This window comes from Klebsiella sp. 2680 (assembly GCF_900198535.1).
GTDB lineage: Bacteria > Pseudomonadota > Gammaproteobacteria > Enterobacterales > Enterobacteriaceae > Klebsiella > Klebsiella indica.
Genome location: NZ_FZNJ01000006.1, coordinates 209,594 through 232,541, shown reverse-complemented (window position 1 = coordinate 232,541; position 22,948 = coordinate 209,594). Strand labels below are relative to the sequence as shown.

Below are 22,948 nucleotides of genomic sequence, written 5' to 3'. Positions count from 1 at the left end.
TTGCTTATCACTGCCTGTAGAAAAATATAAAGGTATTTATTCTGGGTTTATGCTGATAGCACAAATTTCTCTGCTGGGAATGACGCTATGAACTTTTTTTAATCTTTGTCTGCTGATTCTCACCCCGGATATAAAACCATGTTGGATGTATTGACGTTTCCCCATTCTGTTGACAGATTGTAGGGCATGAGGGGCATTTCATGGAGAATCCGTACTGCAACTCAGTCGTTTTTGTGAAAGGAATCCCCATCTCTCTCAACGCCTTCGGGCACCACCGACTGGACCGGGTATATTCTCATCGTTCTCGTTGCGGGACGGCGCCAGATTTGACGCTCCGCAGTCAGAAATATGACGAATAAAAATAAATAAAGGTCTGGCGGATATATGCAAACAACATCACATTTGGAGCAGAATAATGAGTATTTCCTTGAAAAAATCAGGGATGCTGAAGCTTGGTCTCAGCCTGGTGGCCATGACCGTTGCCGCAAGCGTACAAGCGAAAACCCTGGTTTATTGTTCTGAAGGTTCGCCGGAAGGCTTTAACCCACAGCTATTTACCTCAGGTACCACCTATGATGCCAGTTCAGTGCCGATTTATAATCGACTGGTCGAGTTTAAAACCGGTACGACGGAAGTTATTCCTGGCCTGGCGGAGAAGTGGGACGTTAGCGCAGATGGCAAAACCTATACTTTCCATTTGCGTAAAGGTGTGAAGTGGCAGAGCAGTAAGGATTTTAAACCGACCCGCACGATGAACGCCGACGACATTGTCTTCTCATTCGACAGACAAAAAAACCCAAAAAATCCATATCATCAGGTGTCTGGCGGCAGCTATGAATACTTCGAAGGGATGGGCTTACCGGACCTGATTAGCGAAGTGAAGAAAGTGGACGATTATACCGTCCAGTTCGTACTGACCCGCCCGGAGTCACCGTTCCTCGCTGACCTCGCCATGGACTTCGCCTCGATTCTGTCGAAAGAGTACGCCGATAACATGCTGAAAGCCGGTACGCCGGAAAAAGTGGACCTGAACCCCATCGGGACTGGCCCATTCCAGCTGGTGCAGTACCAGAAAGACTCCCGTATTCTCTACAAAGCTTTCCCAGGCTACTGGGGTACTAAGCCGAAGATTGACCGTCTGGTCTTCTCAATTACCCCTGATGCTTCCGTGCGCTACGCTAAGCTGCAAAAAAATGAATGCCAGATCATGCCGTATCCGAACCCGGCAGATATTGCGCGCATGAAAGAAGACAAAAACATCACCTTGATGGAACAGCCTGGCCTGAACGTAGGCTATCTCTCTTTCAATACTGAGAAGAAACCGCTGGATGATGTGAGGGTTCGTCAGGCGCTGACCTATGCCGTCAATAAAGAAGCGATTATCAAAGCCGTTTACCAGGGCGCGGGCCAGGCTGCGAAGAACCTGATCCCGCCGACCATGTGGGGCTATAACAACGATGTTAAAGACTACACCTACGATCCAGAGAAAGCGAAAGCGCTGCTGAAAGAAGCGGGCCTGGAAAAAGGCTTCAGTATTGACCTGTGGGCGATGCCGGTGCAGCGTCCGTACAACCCGAACGCACGCCGTATGGCTGAGATGATTCAGGCTGACTGGGCAAAAGTTGGCGTCAAAGCTAAGATCGTCACCTACGAGTGGGGCGAATACCTGAAACGCGCGAAAGCGGGCGAGCATCAGACCGTGATGATGGGCTGGACCGGTGACAATGGGGACCCGGATAACTTCTTCGCGACCCTGTTCAGCTGCGCTGCGGCAAAAGACGGTTCTAACTACTCCCGCTGGTGCTACAAGCCGTTTGAAGACCTGATTCAACCGGCCCGCGCTACCGACGACCACAACAAACGCGTTGAGCTGTACAAACAGGCTCAGGTGGTGATGCATGACCAGGCCCCGGCATTGATCATTGCTCACTCCACCGTGTATGAGCCTGTACGTAAAGAGGTCAAAGGCTATGTGGTTGATCCACTGGGTAAACACCACTTCGATAACGTCTCTATTGAATAATTAAAAGTCAGGGGTGCTTTGACACCCCATGCCTGCGGCGCCGCGCTTACCCGGTCCTACCGTAACAGGCCGGACTGGCGCGGCGCCATCTGGCGTAATGCTTTACCCCGCAGTGGTGTATGCGTGGGATAAAATCTGTGAGCAATACAGACGTCCTGTCACCAGACGGGCCGTCACTAAAGAGAATCCGGGTTATGTTGCAGTTCATTCTCCGACGTTTGGGACTTGTCATCCCGACATTTATCGGTATTACCCTTCTCACTTTTGCCTTCGTTCATATGATCCCCGGCGATCCGGTGATGATTATGGCGGGTGAACGTGGTATTTCCCCTGAACGTCACGCACAGCTACTGGCCGAAATGGGCCTTAATAAGCCGCTGTGGCAACAGTACGTTCACTATATTTGGGGTGTGATGCACGGTGATTTAGGCATCTCGCTGAAAAGCCGTATTCCCGTATGGGATGAGTTCGTTCCGCGCTTTAAGGCGACGATGGAACTGGGCATTTGCGCAATGATTTTCGCCGTCATCGTCGGGATCCCGGTGGGCGTGTTGGCGGCGGTCAAACGCGGTTCTATCTTCGACCACGCCTCAGTCGGCCTCGCGCTGACCGGTTATTCCATGCCTATCTTCTGGTGGGGCATGATGCTGATTATGCTGGTTTCGGTACAGCTCAATCTGACGCCGGTCTCCGGGCGCATCAGCGATACCGTTTTCCTTGACGATACCCTGCCGCTAACTGGCTTTATGCTGATTGATACCGCGATTTGGGGGGAGCCGGGGGATTTTATCGATGCGCTGATGCACATGATCCTGCCGGCGGTGGTGCTGGGCACTATCCCGCTGGCGGTGATTGTACGAATGACCCGTTCATCAATGCTGGAAGTGTTGGGTGAGGATTATATCCGCACCGCGCGTGCGAAAGGTCTGACGCGTATGCGGGTGATTGTCGTTCATGCGCTACGTAACGCAATGTTGCCGGTGGTTACGGTGATTGGGTTGCAGGTTGGTACGCTGCTGGCGGGGGCTATCCTGACAGAAACGATCTTCTCCTGGCCGGGACTCGGTCGCTGGCTGATTGACGCGCTGCAGCGCCGCGACTATCCGGTGGTGCAGGGCGGGGTACTGCTGGTGGCAACGATGATTATTCTCGTCAACCTGCTGGTCGATCTGTTGTATGGCGTGGTGAACCCGCGTATCCGGCATAAGAAGTAAGGGGCCATCATGTCACACGTTACTGAAAATAAAATTGTCGCCGCACCGGTGCCGATGACCCCTCTGCAGGAGTTCTGGCACTATTTTAAACGCAACAAAGGCGCCGTCATTGGGCTGGTCTACGTCATGGCGATGATCATTATTGCCGTGTTTGCCAACGTCATTGCGCCCTATAACCCGGCGGATCAGTTCCGCGATACATTGCTGGCGCCGCCGTTCTGGCAGGACGGTGGCAGTATGTCGCATCTGCTCGGCACCGATGATGTTGGCCGCGATATCCTGTCGCGTCTGATGTACGGCGCGCGCCTGTCTCTGTTGGTTGGTTGTCTGGTCGTGGTGCTATCGCTGATTCTTGGCGTGGTGCTCGGCCTGGTGGCCGGCTATTTCGGCGGCGTCGTTGACGCCATCATCATGCGCATCGTTGATATCATGCTGGCGTTGCCGAGCCTGCTGCTGGCGCTGGTGCTGGTGGCCATCTTCGGTCCCTCTATTGTGAATGCTTCGCTGGCGCTGACGTTTGTCGCCTTGCCGCACTACGTGCGTCTGACGCGCGCGGCGGTACTGGTGGAGGTGAGCCGCGATTACGTGACCGCGTCGCGGGTGGCGGGCGCGGGGGCGATGCGCCAGATGTTCATCAACATTCTTCCTAACTGCCTTGCGCCGCTGATCGTTCAGGCGTCGCTGGGCTTCTCTAACGCCATTCTCGATATGGCCGCTCTTGGCTTCCTTGGCATGGGTGCGCAGCCGCCGACGCCGGAGTGGGGCACCATGCTCTCCGACGTGTTGCAGTTCGCGCAGAGCGCCTGGTGGGTCGTGACCTTTCCGGGGATTGCGATCCTGCTGACGGTGCTGGCATTTAACCTGATGGGTGACGGTCTGCGTGACGCGCTCGATCCCAAACTGAAGCAGTAAGAGGTTCGAGATGGCGTTATTAAATGTAAATAAACTATCGGTGCACTTCGGTGACGAAGGGACGCCGTTCCGCGCCGTAGACCGCGTGAGCTACAGTGTCGATCAGGGGGAAGTAATCGGGATTGTCGGCGAGTCCGGCTCTGGGAAATCGGTCAGCTCGCTGGCGATTATGGGGCTGATTGATTTCCCGGGTCGCGTCATGGCGGAAAAACTGGCGTTTAACGGTCAGGACTTGCAGCGCATCTCTGAGAAAGAGCGTCGCAACCTGGTGGGGGCGGAAGTAGCGATGATCTTCCAGGACCCGATGACCAGCCTGAATCCGTGCTACACCGTTGGTTTCCAGATCATGGAAGCGATTAAGGTGCATCAGGGCGGCAATAAGAAAACCCGTCGGCAGCGGGCAATTGACCTGCTGACGCTGGTCGGTATTCCCGATCCGGCTTCCCGTCTTGATGTCTATCCGCACCAGTTGTCCGGCGGGATGAGTCAGCGCGTAATGATTGCGATGGCCATTGCCTGTCGGCCAAAGCTGCTGATTGCCGATGAACCCACGACGGCGCTGGATGTCACCATTCAGGCGCAGATCATCGAACTACTGCTGGAACTGCAGCAGAAAGAGAACATGGCGCTGATCCTGATTACGCACGATCTGGCGCTGGTGGCGGAAGCGGCGCACAAAATCATCGTCATGTACGCCGGTCAGGTGGTGGAAACCGGCGATGCGAAAGACATTTTCCGCGCGCCGCGTCATCCGTACACTCAGGCGCTGCTACGGGCGTTGCCGGAGTTTGCTCAGGATAAAGCGCGTCTCGCTTCGCTGCCGGGGGTGGTGCCGGGAAAATATGATCGCCCGAATGGCTGCCTGCTTAACCCGCGTTGCCCCTATGCGACCGACAAATGTCGTAGTGAAGAACCTGAACTGAACTTGCTTAACGGCGGACGCCAGTCGAAATGCCACTACCCACTTGATGATGCCGGGAGGCCGGGGCTATGAGTATGCATGAGGCCACCACGCAACAGCCGCTGTTGCTGGCCACCGATTTGAAAAAACACTACCCTGTGAAGAAGGGGCTTTTCTCGCAGGAACGTCTGGTAAAAGCGCTGGATGGCGTCTCGTTCACCCTTGAGCGGGGTAAAACGCTGGCGGTTGTCGGTGAATCCGGCTGTGGGAAGTCAACGCTTGGCCGTCTGCTGACGATGATTGAAACCCCCACCAGCGGTGAGCTCTATTATCAGGGGCAGAACCTGCTTAAGCGCGATCCGCACGCGCAGAAACTGCGTCGGCAGAAAATCCAGATAGTGTTCCAGAACCCCTACGGTTCGTTGAATCCGCGAAAAAAGGTCGGGCAGATTCTCGAAGAACCGCTGCGGATCAATACGTCGCTGAGCCAGGCGCAGCGCCGTGAGAAAGCACTGGCGATGATGGCGAAGGTGGGCCTGAAAACGGAACATTATGACCGTTATCCGCATATGTTCTCAGGCGGGCAGCGTCAGCGTATCGCTATCGCCCGCGGTCTGATGCTGGACCCGGACGTGGTGATTGCCGATGAGCCGGTTTCCGCACTGGATGTGTCGGTACGTGCGCAGGTGCTGAATCTGATGATGGATTTGCAGCAGGAACTGGGGCTGTCTTACGTCTTTATCTCCCACGACCTGTCGGTCGTGGAGCACATCGCTGATGAAGTGATGGTGATGTATTTAGGCCGCTGCGTGGAGAAAGGGTCGAAGGATCAAATCTTTAATAATCCGCAGCATCCGTATACTCAGGCGCTATTGTCGGCGACACCGCGCCTGAACCCGGATGATCGCCGTGAGCGTATTAAGCTGACTGGCGAACTGCCGAGCCCGCTGAGCCCGCCGCCGGGCTGTGCGTTTAACGCCCGCTGTCGCCGCCGTTTCGGCCCATGTACCCAACTACAGCCGCAGTTGAAGGATTATAATGGTCAACTGGTGGCCTGTTTTGCGGTCGATCAGGATCTCAATGGAGAGAAGCCGCTGGCGTAATGCAGTCGGAGATAAAACTGGCGAACCGGACTGAATGTTGGTCAGGTTAGCCTGTTCAGTTGCGTTATCGGCTTTATTGGCGGTCAGGCGAGGGCCGCTAATTCCGCGTTTGCTGCCCTGATTCCGCCTGAATGACGGTATGTGGGGACGCGGTAGCCGCAGTGGAGTCCGGGGGCGCAAAGCCTCCCCGGGCTGTCCACACGCTGCGGGTATGACGATAATTTACCCTGATTAAATATGGCGGATTAAGATCAAAAAATATTAAAATGAACGCGCTTTAGTATTCTGCAGGTGTGCATTACGCTTAATTTAAAAGTTTATCTATACCCTAAATAATTCGCGTTGCTTAAAGGCGGCAAGGGCGTGAGTCCCCAGGAGCATAGATAACGATGTGACTGGAGTGAGTGTAGCCAACGCATAAGCAACTTGAAGTATGACGGGTATATAAAATTATTGAGGATACGTCACGACGGTAGGTAAGTAACAATTCGTCGGCAACGAATTTTAACGGCTATCGGCTGATTTGCGCAGAGAGTCGGACTTCTGACAGGGAGACTTGTTTGAAATCTGATTTATTCAACAAAGCCTGTCGGCAGTATAAAAACGCCCCTATGCTAATCGCCTGGCAGAGGGTACGCACGAGATAGACAACGCAGCCACCCAAAAAATGGGACTATGATTTTGAAAAAGAATTGATAGTGTAGCTGTATTATCGCGATGAAATGACACCCAGCCTGACTTATTCAAAACAATTAACCTCATATTAACGTTAGCGTAAGGTGGCGGACATAACGCCGGGTAAGGGTCTAAATAAACTCTTTATAAAACTCCCTGATGCATCAAAACGGCAACAGAGAGAGTGACTGACCGCAATGAGCGGCAAATCTGTCAGCAACGGATTCGCATGTCGCGAAGTGGCAACCAGTAACGATGCAGCGCAAGGATGGACCGGGTCCCTGGCCCGCCAACGACGTGGCGGTTTGCCAGAAAATGTCTCTATGCTTTAGCGGCGTTGAATGACAATTAAAGCAGATTAAAAATATGATATATTTAAAATCATGAGGTTATCGATGAACCATTATGATGACTTACAGCGCTTCAAGGAAAAAACGCGAACACAGCGTTTACAATTCAAGGACCTTTCATCAGAAACCGCCGTTGGTGAAAAAGGGGATTGGGCTATCCTCAATCAGCTTATGCCCGTAACGGAAGAACCTACTTTAGCGATGGCTGAGACCGTTTCACTTCCCTCACCGCAGTTGGTTTCTGTCGATACGTTTACTCGCGTTGAAAGTCACCCCGTTCAGGCCGTACCTTCGCCATCGTTGGTTGCTCCGGTGGCAACGGCTCCTGAACCTGTCGCGGCATCAGCGCAGCCTGTTTCGGTGACGGAGACCTCCGAACCGGCTGCCGTTGAAACGGTTGTGCAGGAAAACGTCACGGCGCCTGAGCCTGTTACCCGGGCGGTGATGTCCCAACCGACACCGCCCCGCGAGCCTGCGCCCGCAATCAGATCTCGCCCGGCGATAACATCGACGACGGGAGGCTTCGCCCATCTCTTCGCGACGCAAACGGTGACGGCCGAGCCGGTAGCGAAAGGTAAAGATCAGCCTCTGAAATCACTCTTAGAAAGGATTGCAACATGCCGTTGATTTGTGTCTGTTCTCCGAAAGGCGGCGTAGGCAAAACGACCCTCGCGGCAAACCTGGCCTGGGCGTTGGCCAGAGCGGGGAGTAAAGTTCTGGCCCTTGATTTTGATGTGCAGAACGCTCTGCGTCTGCATTTTGGCGTTCCTCTTAGCGATGAACGCGGCTATGTGGCGAAAGCGCTGGAACTCCACGACTGGAGCCAGTGCGTACTGAGCGCCGGCAGTAATATTTTTGTCTTACCCTATGGTGAGGTGAGTCCGGCTCAGCGCGTGGCTTTTGATGAGCATTTGGTTCATGACGAGCACTTTCTGACGCGCGGCCTGGCTGCACTGCTCAATTATCCGGGGCTGATTATTATCGCCGATCTGCCGCCGGGCCCTTCCCCGGCGCTGACGGCGTTGACCCCCCTTGCGGATATGCATCTGATACCGCTGCTGGCGGATACTGCGTCGATGTCCGTGCTGTCGCATGTCGAAAAACAGCGCCTGACCGGCGGCGAACTCAACGATAAGCACGGGCACTATTTTGTGATTAACCAGAGCGATAGCCGCCGTCAGGTGAGTCGCGATGTCACCGCGTTAATGGAACAAAAGCTGGGTGACCATCTGCTGGGCATTATCCATCGCGATGAAAGCGTGGTGGAGGCAAATGCGTCCCAGAAATCGATTCTTGACTTTAATTCTTCCTCCGCAGCCGCCTTTGATATTGAAATTATCGCCAAAAAAATCTCTGCGCAGTTGGGTATTAATATTGGCGATGGCACGGTGTACAACCCGCCACGCAGGTCAGGACTTTAATTAAATCGCAGGGCGGCTGAATGAAAAAATCTCTTTTTTGGTTACTGGTACTGGTGCTTGCGCCCGTTGCTGTGCTGGTTGTGATCACGCCGATGGACAGTCAAAAGCAGTATATTTTTGGCCTGCTGAGTATCGGTATCCTCCTCATCATGGGGTTCAGCAAGAACCGCAGTGTCTCCGTCATTATGGTTGTGACATCACTGCTCATGTCGACCCGTTATATGTATTTCCGTTTAACGCAGACCCTGCATTTTAACTCCACCATCGAAGCGATTCTGGGGATGGGGCTGTTTCTGGCGGAAGTGTATATCTGGGTGATGTTGCTGCTGAACTACCTGCAGACGGTCTGGCCGCTGAAGCGTGAAATCGTTCCACTGCCGGATGATATGAGCACGTGGCCGACGGTCGATATCTATATTCCGAGCTATAACGAACCGCTTGAGGTGGTTCGCGATACCGTGCTGGCGGCACAATGTATTGATTATCCAGCAGATAAGTTAAAAATTTATCTGCTGGATGATGGTAAACGCAGCGATTTCGCCGTTTTTGCCGCCGATGTTGGGGTGGGGTATATCACCCGTAACGATAACAAACACGCCAAGGCGGGTAACCTGAATCATGCGATGACCCTGACCAACGGCGAACTCATTTGCGTTTTTGACTGCGACCATGTGGCGACCCGCGTGTTCCTGCAGGCGACGGTCGGCGGGTTCCTTAACGATCCGATGCTGGCGCTGGTGCAGACACCACACTACTTCTACTCGCCGGACCCCTTTGAGCGTAACCTCTCCGTTGGCCGCAATATCCCCAACGAAGGGATGCTGTTTTATGGCCCGATTCAGCAGGGTAACGACAACTGGAATGCGACCTTTTTTTGTGGATCCTGTGCCGTTATTCGCCGCACCGCGCTCGATCAGATTGGCGGTTTTGCGGTTGAAACGGTGACAGAAGATGCGCATACCGCGCTGAAGTTCCAGCGTCTGGGCTGGAAATCGGCGTTTCTCGATATTCCGCTGGCGGCGGGTCTGGCCACTGAACGCCTGGTCGTACACGTGATCCAGCGTACCCGCTGGGCGCGCGGGATGACGCAAATCTTCCGTCTCGATAATCCCTTATTGGGGCGCGGGCTGACGTTTCAGCAACGCCTCTGTTACCTCAGCGCCATGCTTTACTATCAGTTTGCTCTGCCGCGGGTGGTGTTTGTTACCGCGCCGCTGGCTTATCTGCTGTTTAACCTGAATATCATCTACTCTTCGGCGAGTCTGGTTGTTTCCTACGCGTTGCCGCATCTGTTCCTCGCGATTTATGTTGGATCGCGGATGAATGGTCGCTATCGCTACAGCTTCTGGGGGGAAATTTACGATATCGTACTGGCGTTCCATCTGGTGCTACCGACGCTGGTGACGATGATTTTCCCTAAGCGCGGGAAATTCAACGTCACCGATAAAGGCGGCTTGCTTGATGTCGGCTATTTTGATTTTACGGTCGTCAGGCCGCACCTGGTTGTTGCTGGTCTGCTGGGCCTGGGCGTGGTGGTGGGTATTGTCCGTGCCGTCGGCCACGATTACTTTGGATCGGACCCGTGGGTTATCGCGCTGAACGTTGGCTGGGGGATTTACAGCCTGATCTTCCTGCTGGCCGCTATCGCCGTCGCGCGGGAAAGTCGCCAGGTGCGCAAGACGATTCGTATTGATGTCGATATTCCGGTACTCATCCACTATACCAGCGGCATTGTCTCTCGTAGCCATACTGCCGACCTGTCAATGGGGGGATGCCGTGTTGTCGCGCCGGATAAGCGTCACCAGCAGGATGAGATTGAAGCGATTGAACTGCTCCTCCAGTCCGGGGCGATTGCGATTCCCGTTCGTCAGGTCACGGGCGACGATCGTTTTGTCCGCCTGCAGTTTGATGAACATATCCCGCTGTCCCGTCGCCGCGAACTGGTCCGTGTGGTACTGGCGCGCGCCGATGCGTGGATTAATCCGCCGCGTCCGCAGGACAATCCGTTCCGCTCTTTTGCTACCATTTTGCGCTGCGTATTTGATCTGTTCTGGCTGACATGGAAAACGCGCAGCCAGCGTCGCCAGCCACCTGCGGCGAACCCCGCGCGGGAGGATGGCGGCTTATGAAACGTTTAACGGCGCTTGCGCTGCTGGTTGGTCTGTTCGCTGTGCCTGCGTTGCATAGCGAGGAGACGCCTGTACATTCCTTATCGCAACTGAACTTCCCGTTACCTGATGCGGGGGGCGGCAGCGCGACGGTTGCCGAATCGGCAGCGGAATCCAATTCAGCGGCCACGACCGAATCGACTTCGCTGCCGGCGATGCCGCCGCCGGTCATCTCTGACACACCCGATACGCTCCCCTTAACGCCGGTTGTCGGTGGTGATTTGAACCTGACGCAGATGGGCCGGCCGGACGGCATTATGCTGAGCGGCGGGCAAAATCAGGGAGGGGCCAGCTTTACGTTGCCCGCCGATCAGGTGGTCACTCATGCCCAACTGATGCTGGAGGTGAAGGTTTCGCCGGAGATGGCGACCCGCAACGCCACGCTGCAATTAATGCTGAATGGCCAGCCGCTTGGTACTTTACCGCTGGGGGCTGAGGGCAAGGACATTTCGCATTATCAGCTGGATATCCCGGCGGAGCTGATGGTTTCCAGCAACAACCTGAGCTTTAAAATTAACGACGGCGATGGCATGCAGTGTCGGCTGGATAACCATGATACGTCGCGGGTGACCATTTTGCCTGCCTCTCACTTTAGCTGGGAGAGTCAGCAGCTCAATATCAGTAATGATTTAAGCTATTTTCCGCGCCCGTTTTTCGACAGTATGCAGATGACCCCGGCGGATATCGCCATTGCCTATCCGCAGAACGCGACGGCGGATATCTTCAGCGCGGCGGCGCTGGTGTCGTCATGGTTGGGGATTCAGGCCGACTATCGCGGTATCGAGTTCGATGCCCTGCGCGATCGCCTGCCGGAGAAACATGGCATTATTATCGGCCATCCAGGCGAGCAGGTTGGGGGGCTGACGCTACCGCAAACCGACAAACCGTTGCTACAGATTGTTGAAAATCCGGGTAATCCCGCCTATAAACTGCTGCTGATTGTTGGACGGAATGACGCTGCGCTGCGCATGGCCGCCTGGCGGCTGACGCGCGGCGATTTCGCCCCGCAGACTGCCAGTATGACGGTTGCGCCGCAGGCTATTCCGCTCGGCAAACCGTACGATGCGCCGCGCTGGATAGCCACCGATCGCCCGGTAAAACTCAGCGAACTGCTACGTAAAGATCAAAGTATGACCGTTAACGGCGTATGGCATGAGCCGCTACGTGTGGCCTTCCGCGCGGCGCCGGATCTCTATCTATGGGACGGCGAAACCATCCCTTTGCGGATTGGCTATCGCTTCCCGTCCGAGAGCTGGATTAATGAAGATAAGTCGTTGTTAAGCGTGACGCTCAACAACACCTTTCTCAACAACCTGCCGATGAACAAGCAGGGGCCGCTGGAGAAGCTCTGGCGTTACCTGGGCGGCGATGCGCGCCAGGAGCGTTTTACTATTCCGCTGGCGCCGTATCTGATTTACGGCGATAACCAGCTTTCGCTCTATTTCAACCTGGTGCCGAAGGACAATGCTCCCTGTTCCGTGTTGTTGAACAGCAATATCAAGAGCCGTCTCACCGACGATTCATGGATTGATTTGAGCAGTACGCGACACTTCTCTTTGTTACCGAACCTCTCTTATTTTGTTGGTGCGTCATTCCCCTTTTCGCGGTTAGCGGATTACTCGCAAACCACCCTGCTGCTGCCTGAGCATCCTTCCGAGACACAGGTGGCGACCCTGCTGAACCTGGCCGCGCGTTCAGGAAATTCAACCGGGGAAGCGCTGGCGAATAACCGGGTTGTATTAGGCATTCCTGATGGCGGCGCGAGTTTACAGTACCTGCGCGATCGCGATGTGCTGGCGGTGAGCTCCCTTGATCAAAAAGGGTTTAACCAGCGTCTGTTGGCCGACTCTCCCTATAACCCGGTCGATAATCTGCTTAGCGTACGCGAACCGACGCTGTGGGCAAAAATAGAGCGCAAGCTAAGCGGCGACTGGGCTTCGGACGGTATGGACGCTGACCGCTATCTATCCTCCCGAAGCGCCTGGCGCGGTTTTATCAGCTACCGGTCGCCGTGGAATGCCCAACGACTGGTGGTGGTCGCGATGGCCAGTAATGACGATCAGTTGGCGAAACTGGAAAACGATCTTAATTCCGCGCGTATCAATGCCGGTATTCGCGGCGATACGGCAGTGATCACCAGTGAGAATGGCGTGCGCAGTTTTCAGGTCAGTACCCCATTCCCCAGCGGCCAGATGCCCTGGTACATGATGGCGGTGTGGTACGCCAACCAGCACTCCGGCCTGCTGGCGTTGCTGGGGCTGATCGCCACATCAATTCTGGGACTGGCGCTGACCGCCATGTTTAAACGTCATGCTCGTAAGCGCCTGGAGGCGGGGGATCGCCAATGAAAAGAGTGAGCAGAATGAATAACAAGGCCGTCCGCCAGATTTCCACACTGTGCCTGTCCGGCGTGCTGACGCTCGGCGCGTTCAGTGAGGCTTGGGCGGCAGGTAACGATGCGGCGCTGCAGGCATTGTTTGCCCAGGCAAACTACTGGCATGAAAAATCCCACGACGAGCTGGCGATGGAGTCGCTGCAGAAAGTGTTGTCGGTGGATGCCGACAACACCCGGGCGCTATATCTGATGGCGCTGTGGGCGCAACAGGGAGGGGATCTCCAGGCGGCGGCCCAGTGGCGGGAGCGGCTGGCGAAAGTGGCGCCCGATAGTCCCGATTTACAGGAACTGGATAGCGCTAAAAAAATGGCGCAGGTGCCGCAGGGGCAACTGAATCTGGCAAGACAGCAGGCGCGAAGCGGCAATATTCCCGCAGCGCTGGCGACCTGGCGGAGCATGTTTAACGGCAACGTCCCGCCTTCCGGGCTGGCGGCGGAATACTACATGACGATGGCCAGCGACAAGTCGCTCTATCCGCAGGCCCTGAGTGAACTGCGTCAGTATGTTGCGCAGCATCCGCAGGAGAACGGGGCGCGTGTGGCATTGGGCAAGGTGCTGACCTGGCGCGAAGAGACCCGCCGGGAAGGGATTGCTATGCTGGAACCGATGGCCAGCGGCAGCAAAGAAGCCGACAGCGGGCTGCGGCAGGCACTGTTGTGGATGGGGCCGCAGGCGGGGGACGAGCCGTTTTATGATAACTGGATGCAGCGTCACCCGCAGGATAGCGAAGTGCAGAACTACTTCCGCGAACGGCGCAATGGCCAGGCGCGCGGCCAGGGATATGCCGATCTGAACAGCGGTAATATCCCCGCGGCGAAAAAACAATTTGAGCAGGTTCTGCAGGCCAACCCGCAGGATGCGGACGCGCTGGCCGGAATGGGCTATATCGCTCAGCGTAGCGGCGATTTTCAGGCGGCGTCTCAATATTTGAGTCGGGCGGCGGATCTCGGCGGCGATGCTGCGCAAACCCGGCGTCAGCAGGCGGCGGATGCGCTGTTTTATGGTCAGCTCGCGCAGGCGCAGCAGGCCTATAAACAGGGCAACATTAGCCAGGCGCTGGCGCTTTCCGCACCGCTGGCGCAGCAGAGCGGCACGCAGGGCGCGGCGGCGAAGCTCTTCCGCGCTGATGTATTGCGTCACAACAAAGATTTGCCGCAGGCCGAGCAAACGTTGCGGTCATTACTTAATGAACAGCCGCAAAATGGCCCGGCGCGGGAGAATCTCTATTACGTTCTGCGCGAACAAAATAAAACGGCGGAAGCGCAGGCGATGCTGCAAACGCTGCCGGAAAGCCTGCAGCAAAAGCTACAGCCCAGGGCGATCGTCGGTAATCCGGGTGATTCTCTGCGCCGACAGGCTCAGGCGCAGTCCAGTAACGGCAACGTGGCGGGCGCTATCGCTACGCTGCGCCAGGGCGTCTCGCGCTATCCGGACGATGCCTGGATGCGCCTCGATTTAGCCCGACTGTTGCAAAAGTCCGGCGCTGGAGATGAGGCAAACTCGATTATGACCGCCGCCTGGCGCCCTGGCGCCAACAGCGACTCGCTGTACGCCGCCGCCCTTTTTGCCAGTGATAACGGCGGCTGGCAGCAGGCGCAAACCCTGCTGGCGAGAATTCCCGCCGCCAGACAGACCAGCCAGATGCGCGAGTTGCGTCAGCGGGTAAACTACAATCTGCAACTGTCGATCGCGGAAAGTTATCTGGCGCAGGGGAATACCGTCGCCGCGTCCAATACGTTAAGGGCGATGGCCGGGACGCCGCCAGAAGCGCCGGCGGATGTCGGTAAACTGGCGCGACTGCTGGCCGAGAGCGGCGATATCAGCACGGCGGTATCGCTGGTGCGCAACAACATCAACCACGGTATTTCCGGTAATGCCGGAGATTATGCCGATCAGATAACCGTGCTCAATCAGGCGGGTCTGACTCAAGAAGCACAGCAACTGTTGACTAATCCGCAGTTACAGGCAAACAGTACGCCAACGCAACTGGCCAGTATTAGCAATGGTTACGTGATTAATGAAGCGGACCACCTGCGGGAACAGGGCAACTACGCGGCGGCGTATGACAAGCTGATGCGCGCGATGCAGAGCGATCCGCAAAACACAGACTTGATGTTCGCGATGGCGCGTCTCTATCAGAGCGGCAAAATGAACAAAGAAGCCGGGGTGGTGTACGATTATCTGATGACCCACGATACGCCGAATCAGGACGCGCGCAGCGGCGCCATTAATGTCGCGCTATCGGAGGGGGATAACGACCGGGCGGCACAACTGGCGAGCGGGCTGCGGCCGGATAATTCGCCGGACCGTTTACTGCTGCTGGCTCGCGTCGCCGACTCCCAGGGGGAGCACCAGCAGGCGATGACTTACCTGCGTAGCGCCCGCGGCAAGCTGTTGGGGCTGCAGAGCAGCAACAGTGCGCAAACGCCAACAGTCGACGGTTTGCTGGCGGCGGATAACCCGTTTATCGGCGTATCGCGCACAGCAACGGCGACGCGCTCGGGGCTAGCTATGCCATGGCAGGTTTCCCAGGTTTCGACTGGCGATGGCAGTACGTTGCCGGGGATCCTGCGTCCTGATTTGCCCGTTGAAACCGCGCAGGCTCGAACGTTGCGTCAGGTCGATACCATGATGGCGTCTCTGCAGGAAAAAACCGGGACCTGGCTACAGGGCGGCATGGAGATGCGCGGTCGCGATGGTGAATCCGGCACCAGTAAGCTGACGGAATTGAAAACCCCGTTGACCTGGTCTTCGTCGCCGTTCGGTGATTCACGTTTCGATTTCACCGTTACGCCAATTACCTTGAACGCCGGAACCGCAACCGGCGATGCCTGGCGGCGCTATGGCTCGAACCCGTTGTCGAATGCGGCCTCTAATATTATTTCCACCATTACCAGCGAGCAGAAAGCGATTGCGGCGATGACCGCTGATGAAAAGGCAACGTACTTTGCCAGTAACCCAGGCGCGGAGGATCTGAGCGGGATTGGTACCCTGGATCCGGCGGATTATAACCTGACCAACAGCAGCGTAATTAAGGAACTAGAGGGGCTGGTTAATTCTTATCCTGCAGCAGCGCAATATCTGGCGTCTTCTAACCTGAAGCCTGATGTCGATCAAGCCAGCGGCTCCACGAATGCGCAAAAAGCAAACGGCGTGGCGCTGGCGCTGGCGCTGAGCGGTGATGATTATCGCGTCGATATTGGCAGTACCCCGCTGGGACAAGACCTCAATACCCTGGTGGGCGGTGTGAAATGGTCGCCGAAGCTGACCAACTATCTGTCGTTAATTTTTACCGGCGAACGTCGTGCGATCACCGACAGCCTGCTCTCCTATGTCGGCCTACAGGATGCCTACTCCGGCAAAACCTGGGGCCAGGTGACGAAAAACGGCGGTACTTTGCAACTGAGCTATGACGATGGCGATGCCGGTTTTTACGTTGGCGGCGGGGGCTACAGCTACCTTGGGAAAAACGTCGCCAGCAACACCAGTATCAATGCCAATGCCGGGGTATATCTGCGGCCTTACCATGATGAGTATCGTCAACTGCAGGCCGGGTTGAGTATGAGCTACATGGATTATGCGAAAAACCTCAGCTACTTCACCTACGGACAGGGGGGCTACTTTAGCCCGCAGAACTACGTCAGCGTGTCGCTGCCGGTTAGTCTGATGGAGAAATATGATAACTGGACGATGAAGCTTGGTGGCTCGGTGGGCTATCAATCTTACAGTCAGGATAAGAGCGCCTATTTCCCGACCAATACCGAGTGGCAGCAGACCCTGGAAACCGCAGTGACCAACGGTTTCGCCAAAGAAGCCTACTATTCAGCCACGTCGAAGAGCGGCATTGGCTACACCCTGCGCGCCGGGGCGGATTACAAAGTTAACAAACAGATGACGCTTGGCGGACAGGTTGGCTATGATACTTTCGGCGATTATAACGAGAGCACCGCCAGCCTTTATATTCGCTACATGCTGGGAGACAACTGATCATGACGGATAATAATGAGGCTCTGGTCACCACCTGGTTTCAGCAGCAGCAAACGCCAGCCGGATGGTTCGATCTGTTGCTGATTATGGTAGATGGCATGGTCAGCAACGCCGGGGAACGGGAGAGCATTCCGTTTCTGCGACAGATGGGCGAAGCGCTGGCGGATGAGTATCCATTGCCGGAATCAGAAACAGTTGGCCAACTGGAAGCCAGTATTAATGCGCAGTTGAGGCGCTTTCAGTGGGGGCTGGTGAGTATTGAGGTTAGCGAGGATTGCCTGCGATTACGTCATCAGGCGTTGCCGGTCAGCCGCGATGAAGCGCGCCGTGTCCGCTGGTGTAATGCCTTCAGCGCCGTCCTTGAAGGGCTTTATTCCCGCTGGTTACAAGGACAGGGCGGCGGTGCGCATGTGATTTTACAGCGCGAGCGGATGTTTTCGGTTTCTGATGTCCAGTTTATCTATTTCCATCCATAACAGGGGAATTTATGTCCTTACGTGCTTTGGCTGCAGTCGTAATGGCGACGGTGATGATGCTTCCCCATGCGTGGGCCGATACGGCGTGGCAAAGTTACAAATCGCGTTTTCTGATGCCGGACGGGCGCATTATTGATACCGGAAACGGCAATGTTTCTCATACTGAAGGCCAGGGTTTTGCCATGTTGTTAGCGGTGGCCAATAACGATCGTCCGACGTTTGACAAACTCTGGCAATGGACCAATAAGACGCTGCGTAACAAAGATAATGGGCTGTTTTACTGGCGCTATAACCCGGTGGCACCTAATCCGGTGGCGGATAAAAACAACGCAACCGATGGCGACACGATGATCGCCTGGGCGCTGTTGCGTGCGCAGCAGCAGTGGCAGGATAGCGCATACGGCACGGCATCCGATGCGATTACCAGCGCACTGCTGAAGTTCACGGTGGTCACGTTCGCCGGTCGTCAGGTGATGTTGCCGGGGGCAAAGGGGTTTTACTTTAACGATCACCTGAACCTGAATCCGTCCTATTTTATCTTTCCGGCATGGCAGGCCTTTGCGGCTCGCACGCATCTGACGGCCTGGCGAAAGCTACAGAGTGATGGTCAGGCGCTGCTGGAAAAAATGGCGTGGGGAAAATCTCAGCTACCCAGCGACTGGGTGGTGTTAAACGCAGATGGCAAGATGGAACCGGCAAAAGAGTGGCCAGCGCGGATGAGCTATGATGCGATTCGTATCCCGCTGTATGTCTCCTGGCGTGACCCGCAAAGTCGTTTGCTGACGCCGTGGAAAAACTGGTTCCAGAGCTATCCGCGTCTGCAAACGCCGGCATGGATTAACGTCAATACCGGTGAGGTCGCCCCCTGGTTTATGACCGGCGGGCTGCTGGCGGTACGTGATTTAACCCTCGGGGAAGCGCAGGGTGAACCTGAGATTACGGCTCAGGACGACTATTATTCCGCCAGTCTGAAACTGCTGGCGTGGCTGGCGAATAAAGACCGCCAGTGAGCGCCGGAATGCGTTTTGCTCCCTGCGTTATGCCAGGGGGCGGCTCCGCCGGAGCCAGTGAAATCAGTTAATCAGTGGCTCCGGCAAACTCGTTTTTAGCCCTGATTCAGCCTGAATAATTTCGGCTGGCGTCTGTTTTTATGTGCTTCAGCGTAATGCCGGGGGCATGGGGGCGCGAAACGGCCCCATGCCGTTCACAGGCTGCGGAGATAGCCAGTATCCACCTATTGACAGCGAACGGAACCGGCCACCGATCAAAACCACGCAAAACAAAAATAGACCATTTCGCCACTCCCCTTAAAAAAGACGCTCCCGCCGACCGGTGCAGATTAGCCTGAATTATGCGAGAGAGCGTCACTCCCCGACGCTCTTCGCGTATACTCGTCAGGCTTTGCCTTTTTTGGCAATACAGGCTGATTATTCCCTGATGGACTGGCCCCTGGCTACGGGCGTGAATGACCGTTTTGAGTATATAATCAGCCTGAAAACGATCGGTGTGGATGGATCTATACCGAAAATGCGTTCAGTTTCAGTGGAGAACCCCGTTGCGCGTCAGCCGCTCACTTACAATTAAACAGATGGCGATGGTCGCGAGCGTATCCATGGCGTTCGTATTGGTCTTCTGTTCTATTTTGCTGTTCCACTTTGTTCAGCAGAGTCGCTTTACCACGGCCACGCAATTAGAAAGCATCGCGCGTTCCGTCCGCGAACCGCTATCAGCGGCGATCCTGAAAGCCGATATTCCGGAAGCGGAAACGATTCTGAGCAGCATTCAGCCCGCGGGTGTCGTCAGCCGGGCAGACGTTGTACTGCCTAATCAATTCCAGGCGTTGCGAATGCGCTTTATCCCGGAGCGTCCGGTCCCGGTAATGATCACCCGGATGTTCGAACTGCCAGTCCAGATTTCATTGCCGATCTACTCTCTTGAGCGGCCTGCGAATCCGCAGCCGCTGGCTTACCTGGTGCTACAGGCCGACTCCTGGCGGATGTACAAATTCGTGATGAGTGCGCTCTCAACGTTAGTAACTGCTTACTTACTGTTGGTGCTGGTTCTGACGGTGGCGCTCACCTGGTGTATCAACCGTCTCATCGTGCGTCCGTTACGTAAAATCGCCCGCGAACTGAATGATGTGCCGCAGCAGGAGCGCCTCGGCCACCAGCTTACGCTACCGCGTTTACATCATGATGATGAACTTGGAATGCTGGTGCGCAGTTACAACCGTAATCAGCAGACTTTGCTGCGCCAGCATGATGAACTCTCTTTGCAATCGACCCGTTTCCCGGAGTCCGAGCTGCCCAATAAAGCTTTTTTGATGGCGATGCTGGAGCAGATAGTTGCCCGTTCTCAGGCTTCGGCACTGCTGATCATTGCCTGTGAAACGCTGCAGGATACCGCTGGCGTGCTGAAAGAGACGCAGCGCGAAATGTTGCTGCTGACTCTGGTGGAAAAGCTGCGCGCGATTATTCCTTCGCAAATGGTGCTGGCCCAGGTAAGCGGTTACGACTTTGCGATCCTGGCCTCTGGCATGGCTGAACCCTGGCAGGCGGTTACGCTAAGTAAGCAAGTACTTACTGTTATAAATGAGCGTTTACCGTTACACGGTATCCAGCTTCGCCCCTGCGCCAGCGTCGGTATCGCGATGTTTAACGGTGAAATCAGCGCCGAACAGCTCTATCGGCGGGCGTTTTCTGCCGCCGTAACCGCGCGTCGTAAAGGTAAAAACCAGATTGAGTTCTTTGATCCGCAGCAGATGGAGAAAGCGCAACGTCGGCTGAGAGAAGAGCATGATATTTTGACGGCGCTCGATAACCAGCAGTTTGCTATCTGGCTGCAACCTCAGGTAGATGCCCGTAGCGGTGAAGTGTGTGGCGCGAAAGTGCATCTACGGCAGCGCCAGGCGAATGGCGACTGGTCGCTGCCGGGAGATCTGCTTGAGCGCATTGACGCCTGCGGGCTGACGGCTCCAGTCGGCTACTGGCTACTGGAAGAAGCCTGTCGACAGTTGGTCGTCTGGCAGAATCAGGGGATCATGCTGCCGCTGTCGGTTAATGCCTCGTTGCTGCATAGCGACAGCGAAGTGGAAATACTGGCGCTGCTTGCGCGCTACCGCGTTGTGCCGGATACCCTGGTGCTGGAAGTGACAGAAAGCCGTCGAATGGACGAGCCGCAGACGCTGATTTCCCGGCTGCGTCCGCTGCGTGAAGCAGGCGCGCGGATTACGCTGGATGATTTCGCTATGGGTTACGTGGGCCTGCGTCAATTGCAACATATCAAATCGTTGCCGGTGGACATGTTGAAAATCGATAAGACGTTGATCGATATGCTGCCGGATGACATCAGTCTGGTCCCGGCGATTATACAACTGGCTCGGGGCCTCAATCTGCGTATTGTTGCGGAGGGCGTTGAAACCCAGGCGCAGTATACCTGGCTGCAGGCGGCGGGGATCGATATTGCGCAGGGTGGGCTGTTTAGCGGCGCCATTCCGCCAGAAGCATTTATGACCCGCTTTTTACTGAATGATACCGGGGATGCAAATTTGTAACTGTATTGTTAGCTTGTGCGAGTCAGCTCAAATTTATTAACAATTCCGTTGCAAATGTGCACCTTGTTATTTCTGAAATGTTTCACGGGTGTTATTTTTAAGCCACAGACGCAGTACCCTTTCTTTGTCTGTGGTTATTCCCAAAGGACACCCTATGAAAACCTCTTTCTTTAAAAGCCTCTATTTCCAGGTTTTATCTGCCATAGCGATCGGTATTCTGCTGGGCCACTTTTACCCGGAACTGGGTACGCAGATGAAGCCTTTCGGCGATGCCTTCGTGAAGCTGATTAAAATGGTAATTGCTCCGGTTATCTTCTGTACCGTCGTGACAGGGATTGCCGGGATGGAAAGCATGAAGGCCGTCGGCCGCACCGGCGCGGTGGCGCTGCTCTATTTTGAAATCGTGAGTACCATTGCTCTGATTATCGGCCTGATCATTGTCAATCTGGTGCAACCCGGTGCCGGAATGCACGTTGATCCGGCGACGCTGGATGCGCACGCCGTGGCGGTTTATGCCGCGCAGGCGAAAGAACAGGGCATCGTGGCGTTCTTGCTCGATATTATCCCTGGCAGCGTGATTGGCGCTTTTGCCAGCGGCAATATTCTGCAGGTACTGATGTTCGCGGTACTGTTTGGTTTTGCGCTGCATCGTCTGGGCAGCAAAGGCCAACTGATTTTTAACGTGATTGAAAGTTTCTCGCAGGTCATCTTCGGCATTATCAATATGATTATGCGCCTGGCGCCGATTGGCGCGTTCGGGGCGATGGCTTTTACTATCGGTAAATACGGCGTCGGTACACTGGTACAGCTCGGTCAATTGATCGCCTGTTTCTACATTACCTGTATCCTGTTCGTGGTGCTGGTACTTGGCTCGATCGCCAAAGCAGCCGGCTTTAGCATCTTCAAGTTCATTCGTTATATTCGCGAAGAACTGCTGATTGTGCTGGGAACCTCTTCCTCTGAGTCGGCGCTGCCGCGCATGCTTGATAAGATGGAAAAACTGGGCTGCCGTAAGTCCGTGGTGGGGCTGGTGATCCCGACGGGGTACTCATTTAACCTTGATGGAACCTCAATCTATCTGACAATGGCGGCGGTGTTTATCGCGCAGGCGACCGATAGCCATATGGACATTTTCCATCAGGTTACCCTGCTGGTCGTGTTGCTGCTCTCCTCGAAAGGTGCGGCGGGAGTGACGGGCAGCGGTTTTATCGTGCTGGCGGCGACCATTTCCGCTGTTGGCCATCTGCCGGTGGCCGGTCTGGCGTTAATCCTTGGCATCGACCGCTTTATGTCCGAAGCGCGCGCACTGACCAATCTGGTGGGTAACGGCGTGGCGACCATTGTTGTCGCTAAATGGGTAAAAGAGCTGGACGCCAGACAGCTGGATGATGTCCTGAATAACCGCACTCCGGTACGCGAATCGCACGAATTATCCTCATAAATCCATCTGTTAGGCCCGTTCTCCTTGCTGGAGAACGGGCTCCTGCGCATAATTAGGGAGCGCTGTCGTTTGTACAGCGCGACTCTATACCTTAAATAATTCGAGTTGCAGGAAGGCGGCGAGGCAGTGAATCCCCGGGAGCGTACTCCAGTACGAGACTGGGGTGAACGAGGAAAGCCAACGCACATGCAACTTGAAGTATGACGGGTACAAATGTTTATTTAACGTCTACATGTGACATTTTCATCTTCGCGTGGTCTAACCGACGTACTTCACTTACCACATTTTTCGGCGGTCCGTCCGTGGGCTGCTGTTGTAACCAGGAATGT

At 55.3% G+C, this 22,948-nt stretch carries 13 protein-coding genes and 1 pseudogene; all 14 read left to right on the top strand.

The window, feature by feature from the left end; translation table 11 throughout:
* The first annotated feature begins 415 nt into the window (after window positions 1-415).
* The 14 genes and pseudogenes from dppA (at window position 416) to FN037_RS21610 (ending at window position 22,619) form a co-directional block, all read left to right on the top strand.
* Complete coding sequence (gene dppA, locus FN037_RS21675; RefSeq protein ID WP_138359526.1) at window positions 416-2,023, top strand: dipeptide ABC transporter periplasmic-binding protein DppA; 1,608 nt, start codon at window positions 416-418, stop codon at window positions 2,021-2,023.
* Between the two features lie 194 nt (window positions 2,024-2,217).
* Window positions 2,218-3,237 carry a dipeptide ABC transporter permease DppB gene (gene dppB, locus FN037_RS21670; protein WP_138359524.1) on the top strand — a complete coding sequence of 340 codons (1,020 nt, stop codon included), beginning with the start codon at window positions 2,218-2,220 and terminating at the stop codon, window positions 3,235-3,237.
* A gap of 9 nt (window positions 3,238-3,246) precedes the next feature.
* A complete protein-coding gene (gene dppC / locus FN037_RS21665; RefSeq protein WP_138359522.1) occupies window positions 3,247-4,149 on the top strand; it encodes a dipeptide ABC transporter permease DppC in 903 nt (300 codons plus the stop codon).
* Between the two features lie 10 nt (window positions 4,150-4,159).
* Entirely contained in the window at window positions 4,160-5,143 is a 984-nt protein-coding gene (gene dppD / locus FN037_RS21660) for a dipeptide ABC transporter ATP-binding protein (RefSeq protein WP_138359520.1), read from the top strand.
* Complete coding sequence (gene dppF, locus FN037_RS21655; RefSeq protein ID WP_138359518.1) at window positions 5,140-6,153, top strand: dipeptide ABC transporter ATP-binding subunit DppF; 1,014 nt, start codon at window positions 5,140-5,142, stop codon at window positions 6,151-6,153. The genes dppD and dppF overlap by 4 nt, the downstream gene beginning before the upstream one ends.
* Before the next feature lie 1,070 nt (window positions 6,154-7,223).
* Window positions 7,224-7,805, top strand: coding sequence for a cellulose biosynthesis protein BcsO (gene bcsO, locus FN037_RS21650; RefSeq protein ID WP_142503139.1), 582 nt, complete (start codon window positions 7,224-7,226; stop codon window positions 7,803-7,805).
* A gap of 1 nt (window position 7,806) precedes the next feature.
* Window positions 7,807-8,599, top strand: a pseudogene (locus tag FN037_RS21645) (cellulose synthase operon protein YhjQ/BcsQ).
* Window positions 8,600-8,619: 20 nt separating this feature from the next.
* On the top strand, window positions 8,620-10,728 hold the full coding sequence (gene bcsA, locus FN037_RS21640; RefSeq protein WP_142503138.1) for a UDP-forming cellulose synthase catalytic subunit: 2,109 nt from the start codon (window positions 8,620-8,622) through the stop codon (window positions 10,726-10,728).
* Window positions 10,725-13,115: a cellulose biosynthesis cyclic di-GMP-binding regulatory protein BcsB gene (gene bcsB / locus FN037_RS21635; RefSeq protein ID WP_142503137.1), complete on the top strand. Its 2,391-nt coding sequence runs from the start codon at window positions 10,725-10,727 to the stop codon at window positions 13,113-13,115. Before bcsA ends, bcsB begins: the two co-directional genes overlap by 4 nt.
* Window positions 13,112-17,149 carry a cellulose biosynthesis protein BcsC gene (locus FN037_RS21630; protein ID WP_142503136.1) on the top strand — a complete coding sequence of 1,346 codons (4,038 nt, stop codon included), beginning with the start codon at window positions 13,112-13,114 and terminating at the stop codon, window positions 17,147-17,149. Before bcsB ends, FN037_RS21630 begins: the two co-directional genes overlap by 4 nt.
* Window positions 17,149-17,625 carry a cellulose biosynthesis protein BcsD gene (bcsD, locus tag FN037_RS21625; protein ID WP_185929293.1) on the top strand — a complete coding sequence of 159 codons (477 nt, stop codon included), beginning with the start codon at window positions 17,149-17,151 and terminating at the stop codon, window positions 17,623-17,625. Before FN037_RS21630 ends, bcsD begins: the two co-directional genes overlap by 1 nt.
* Window positions 17,626-17,636: 11 nt before the next feature.
* Window positions 17,637-18,635 (top strand): glycosyl hydrolase family 8, encoded by a 999-nt coding sequence (locus FN037_RS21620; protein ID WP_138359504.1) that lies wholly within the window; start codon window positions 17,637-17,639, stop codon window positions 18,633-18,635.
* Window positions 18,636-19,180: 545 nt separating this feature from the next.
* Window positions 19,181-21,178 (top strand): sensor domain-containing phosphodiesterase, encoded by a 1,998-nt coding sequence (locus FN037_RS21615; RefSeq protein WP_142503134.1) that lies wholly within the window; start codon window positions 19,181-19,183, stop codon window positions 21,176-21,178.
* Window positions 21,179-21,332: 154 nt separating this feature from the next.
* Entirely contained in the window at window positions 21,333-22,619 is a 1,287-nt protein-coding gene (locus FN037_RS21610; protein WP_138359500.1) for a dicarboxylate/amino acid:cation symporter, read from the top strand.
* Window positions 22,620-22,948 lie beyond the last annotated feature (329 nt).

Bases quoted from the DNA above. Each gene is read 5' to 3' on its own strand.
- dppA (WP_138359526.1), top strand. From the start codon at position 416: ATGAGTATTTCCTTGAAAAAATCAGGGATGCTGAAGCTTGGTCTCAGC.
- dppB (WP_138359524.1), top strand. From the start codon at position 2,218: ATGTTGCAGTTCATTCTCCGACGTTTGGGACTTGTCATCCCGACATTT.
- dppC (WP_138359522.1), top strand. From the start codon at position 3,247: ATGTCACACGTTACTGAAAATAAAATTGTCGCCGCACCGGTGCCGATG.
- dppD (WP_138359520.1), top strand. From the start codon at position 4,160: ATGGCGTTATTAAATGTAAATAAACTATCGGTGCACTTCGGTGACGAA.
- dppF (WP_138359518.1), top strand. From the start codon at position 5,140: ATGAGTATGCATGAGGCCACCACGCAACAGCCGCTGTTGCTGGCCACC.
- bcsO (WP_142503139.1), top strand. From the start codon at position 7,224: ATGAACCATTATGATGACTTACAGCGCTTCAAGGAAAAAACGCGAACA.
- bcsA (WP_142503138.1), top strand. From the start codon at position 8,620: ATGAAAAAATCTCTTTTTTGGTTACTGGTACTGGTGCTTGCGCCCGTT.
- bcsB (WP_142503137.1), top strand. From the start codon at position 10,725: ATGAAACGTTTAACGGCGCTTGCGCTGCTGGTTGGTCTGTTCGCTGTG.
- FN037_RS21630 (WP_142503136.1), top strand. From the start codon at position 13,112: ATGAAAAGAGTGAGCAGAATGAATAACAAGGCCGTCCGCCAGATTTCC.
- FN037_RS21620 (WP_138359504.1), top strand. From the start codon at position 17,637: ATGTCCTTACGTGCTTTGGCTGCAGTCGTAATGGCGACGGTGATGATG.
- FN037_RS21610 (WP_138359500.1), top strand. From the start codon at position 21,333: ATGAAAACCTCTTTCTTTAAAAGCCTCTATTTCCAGGTTTTATCTGCC.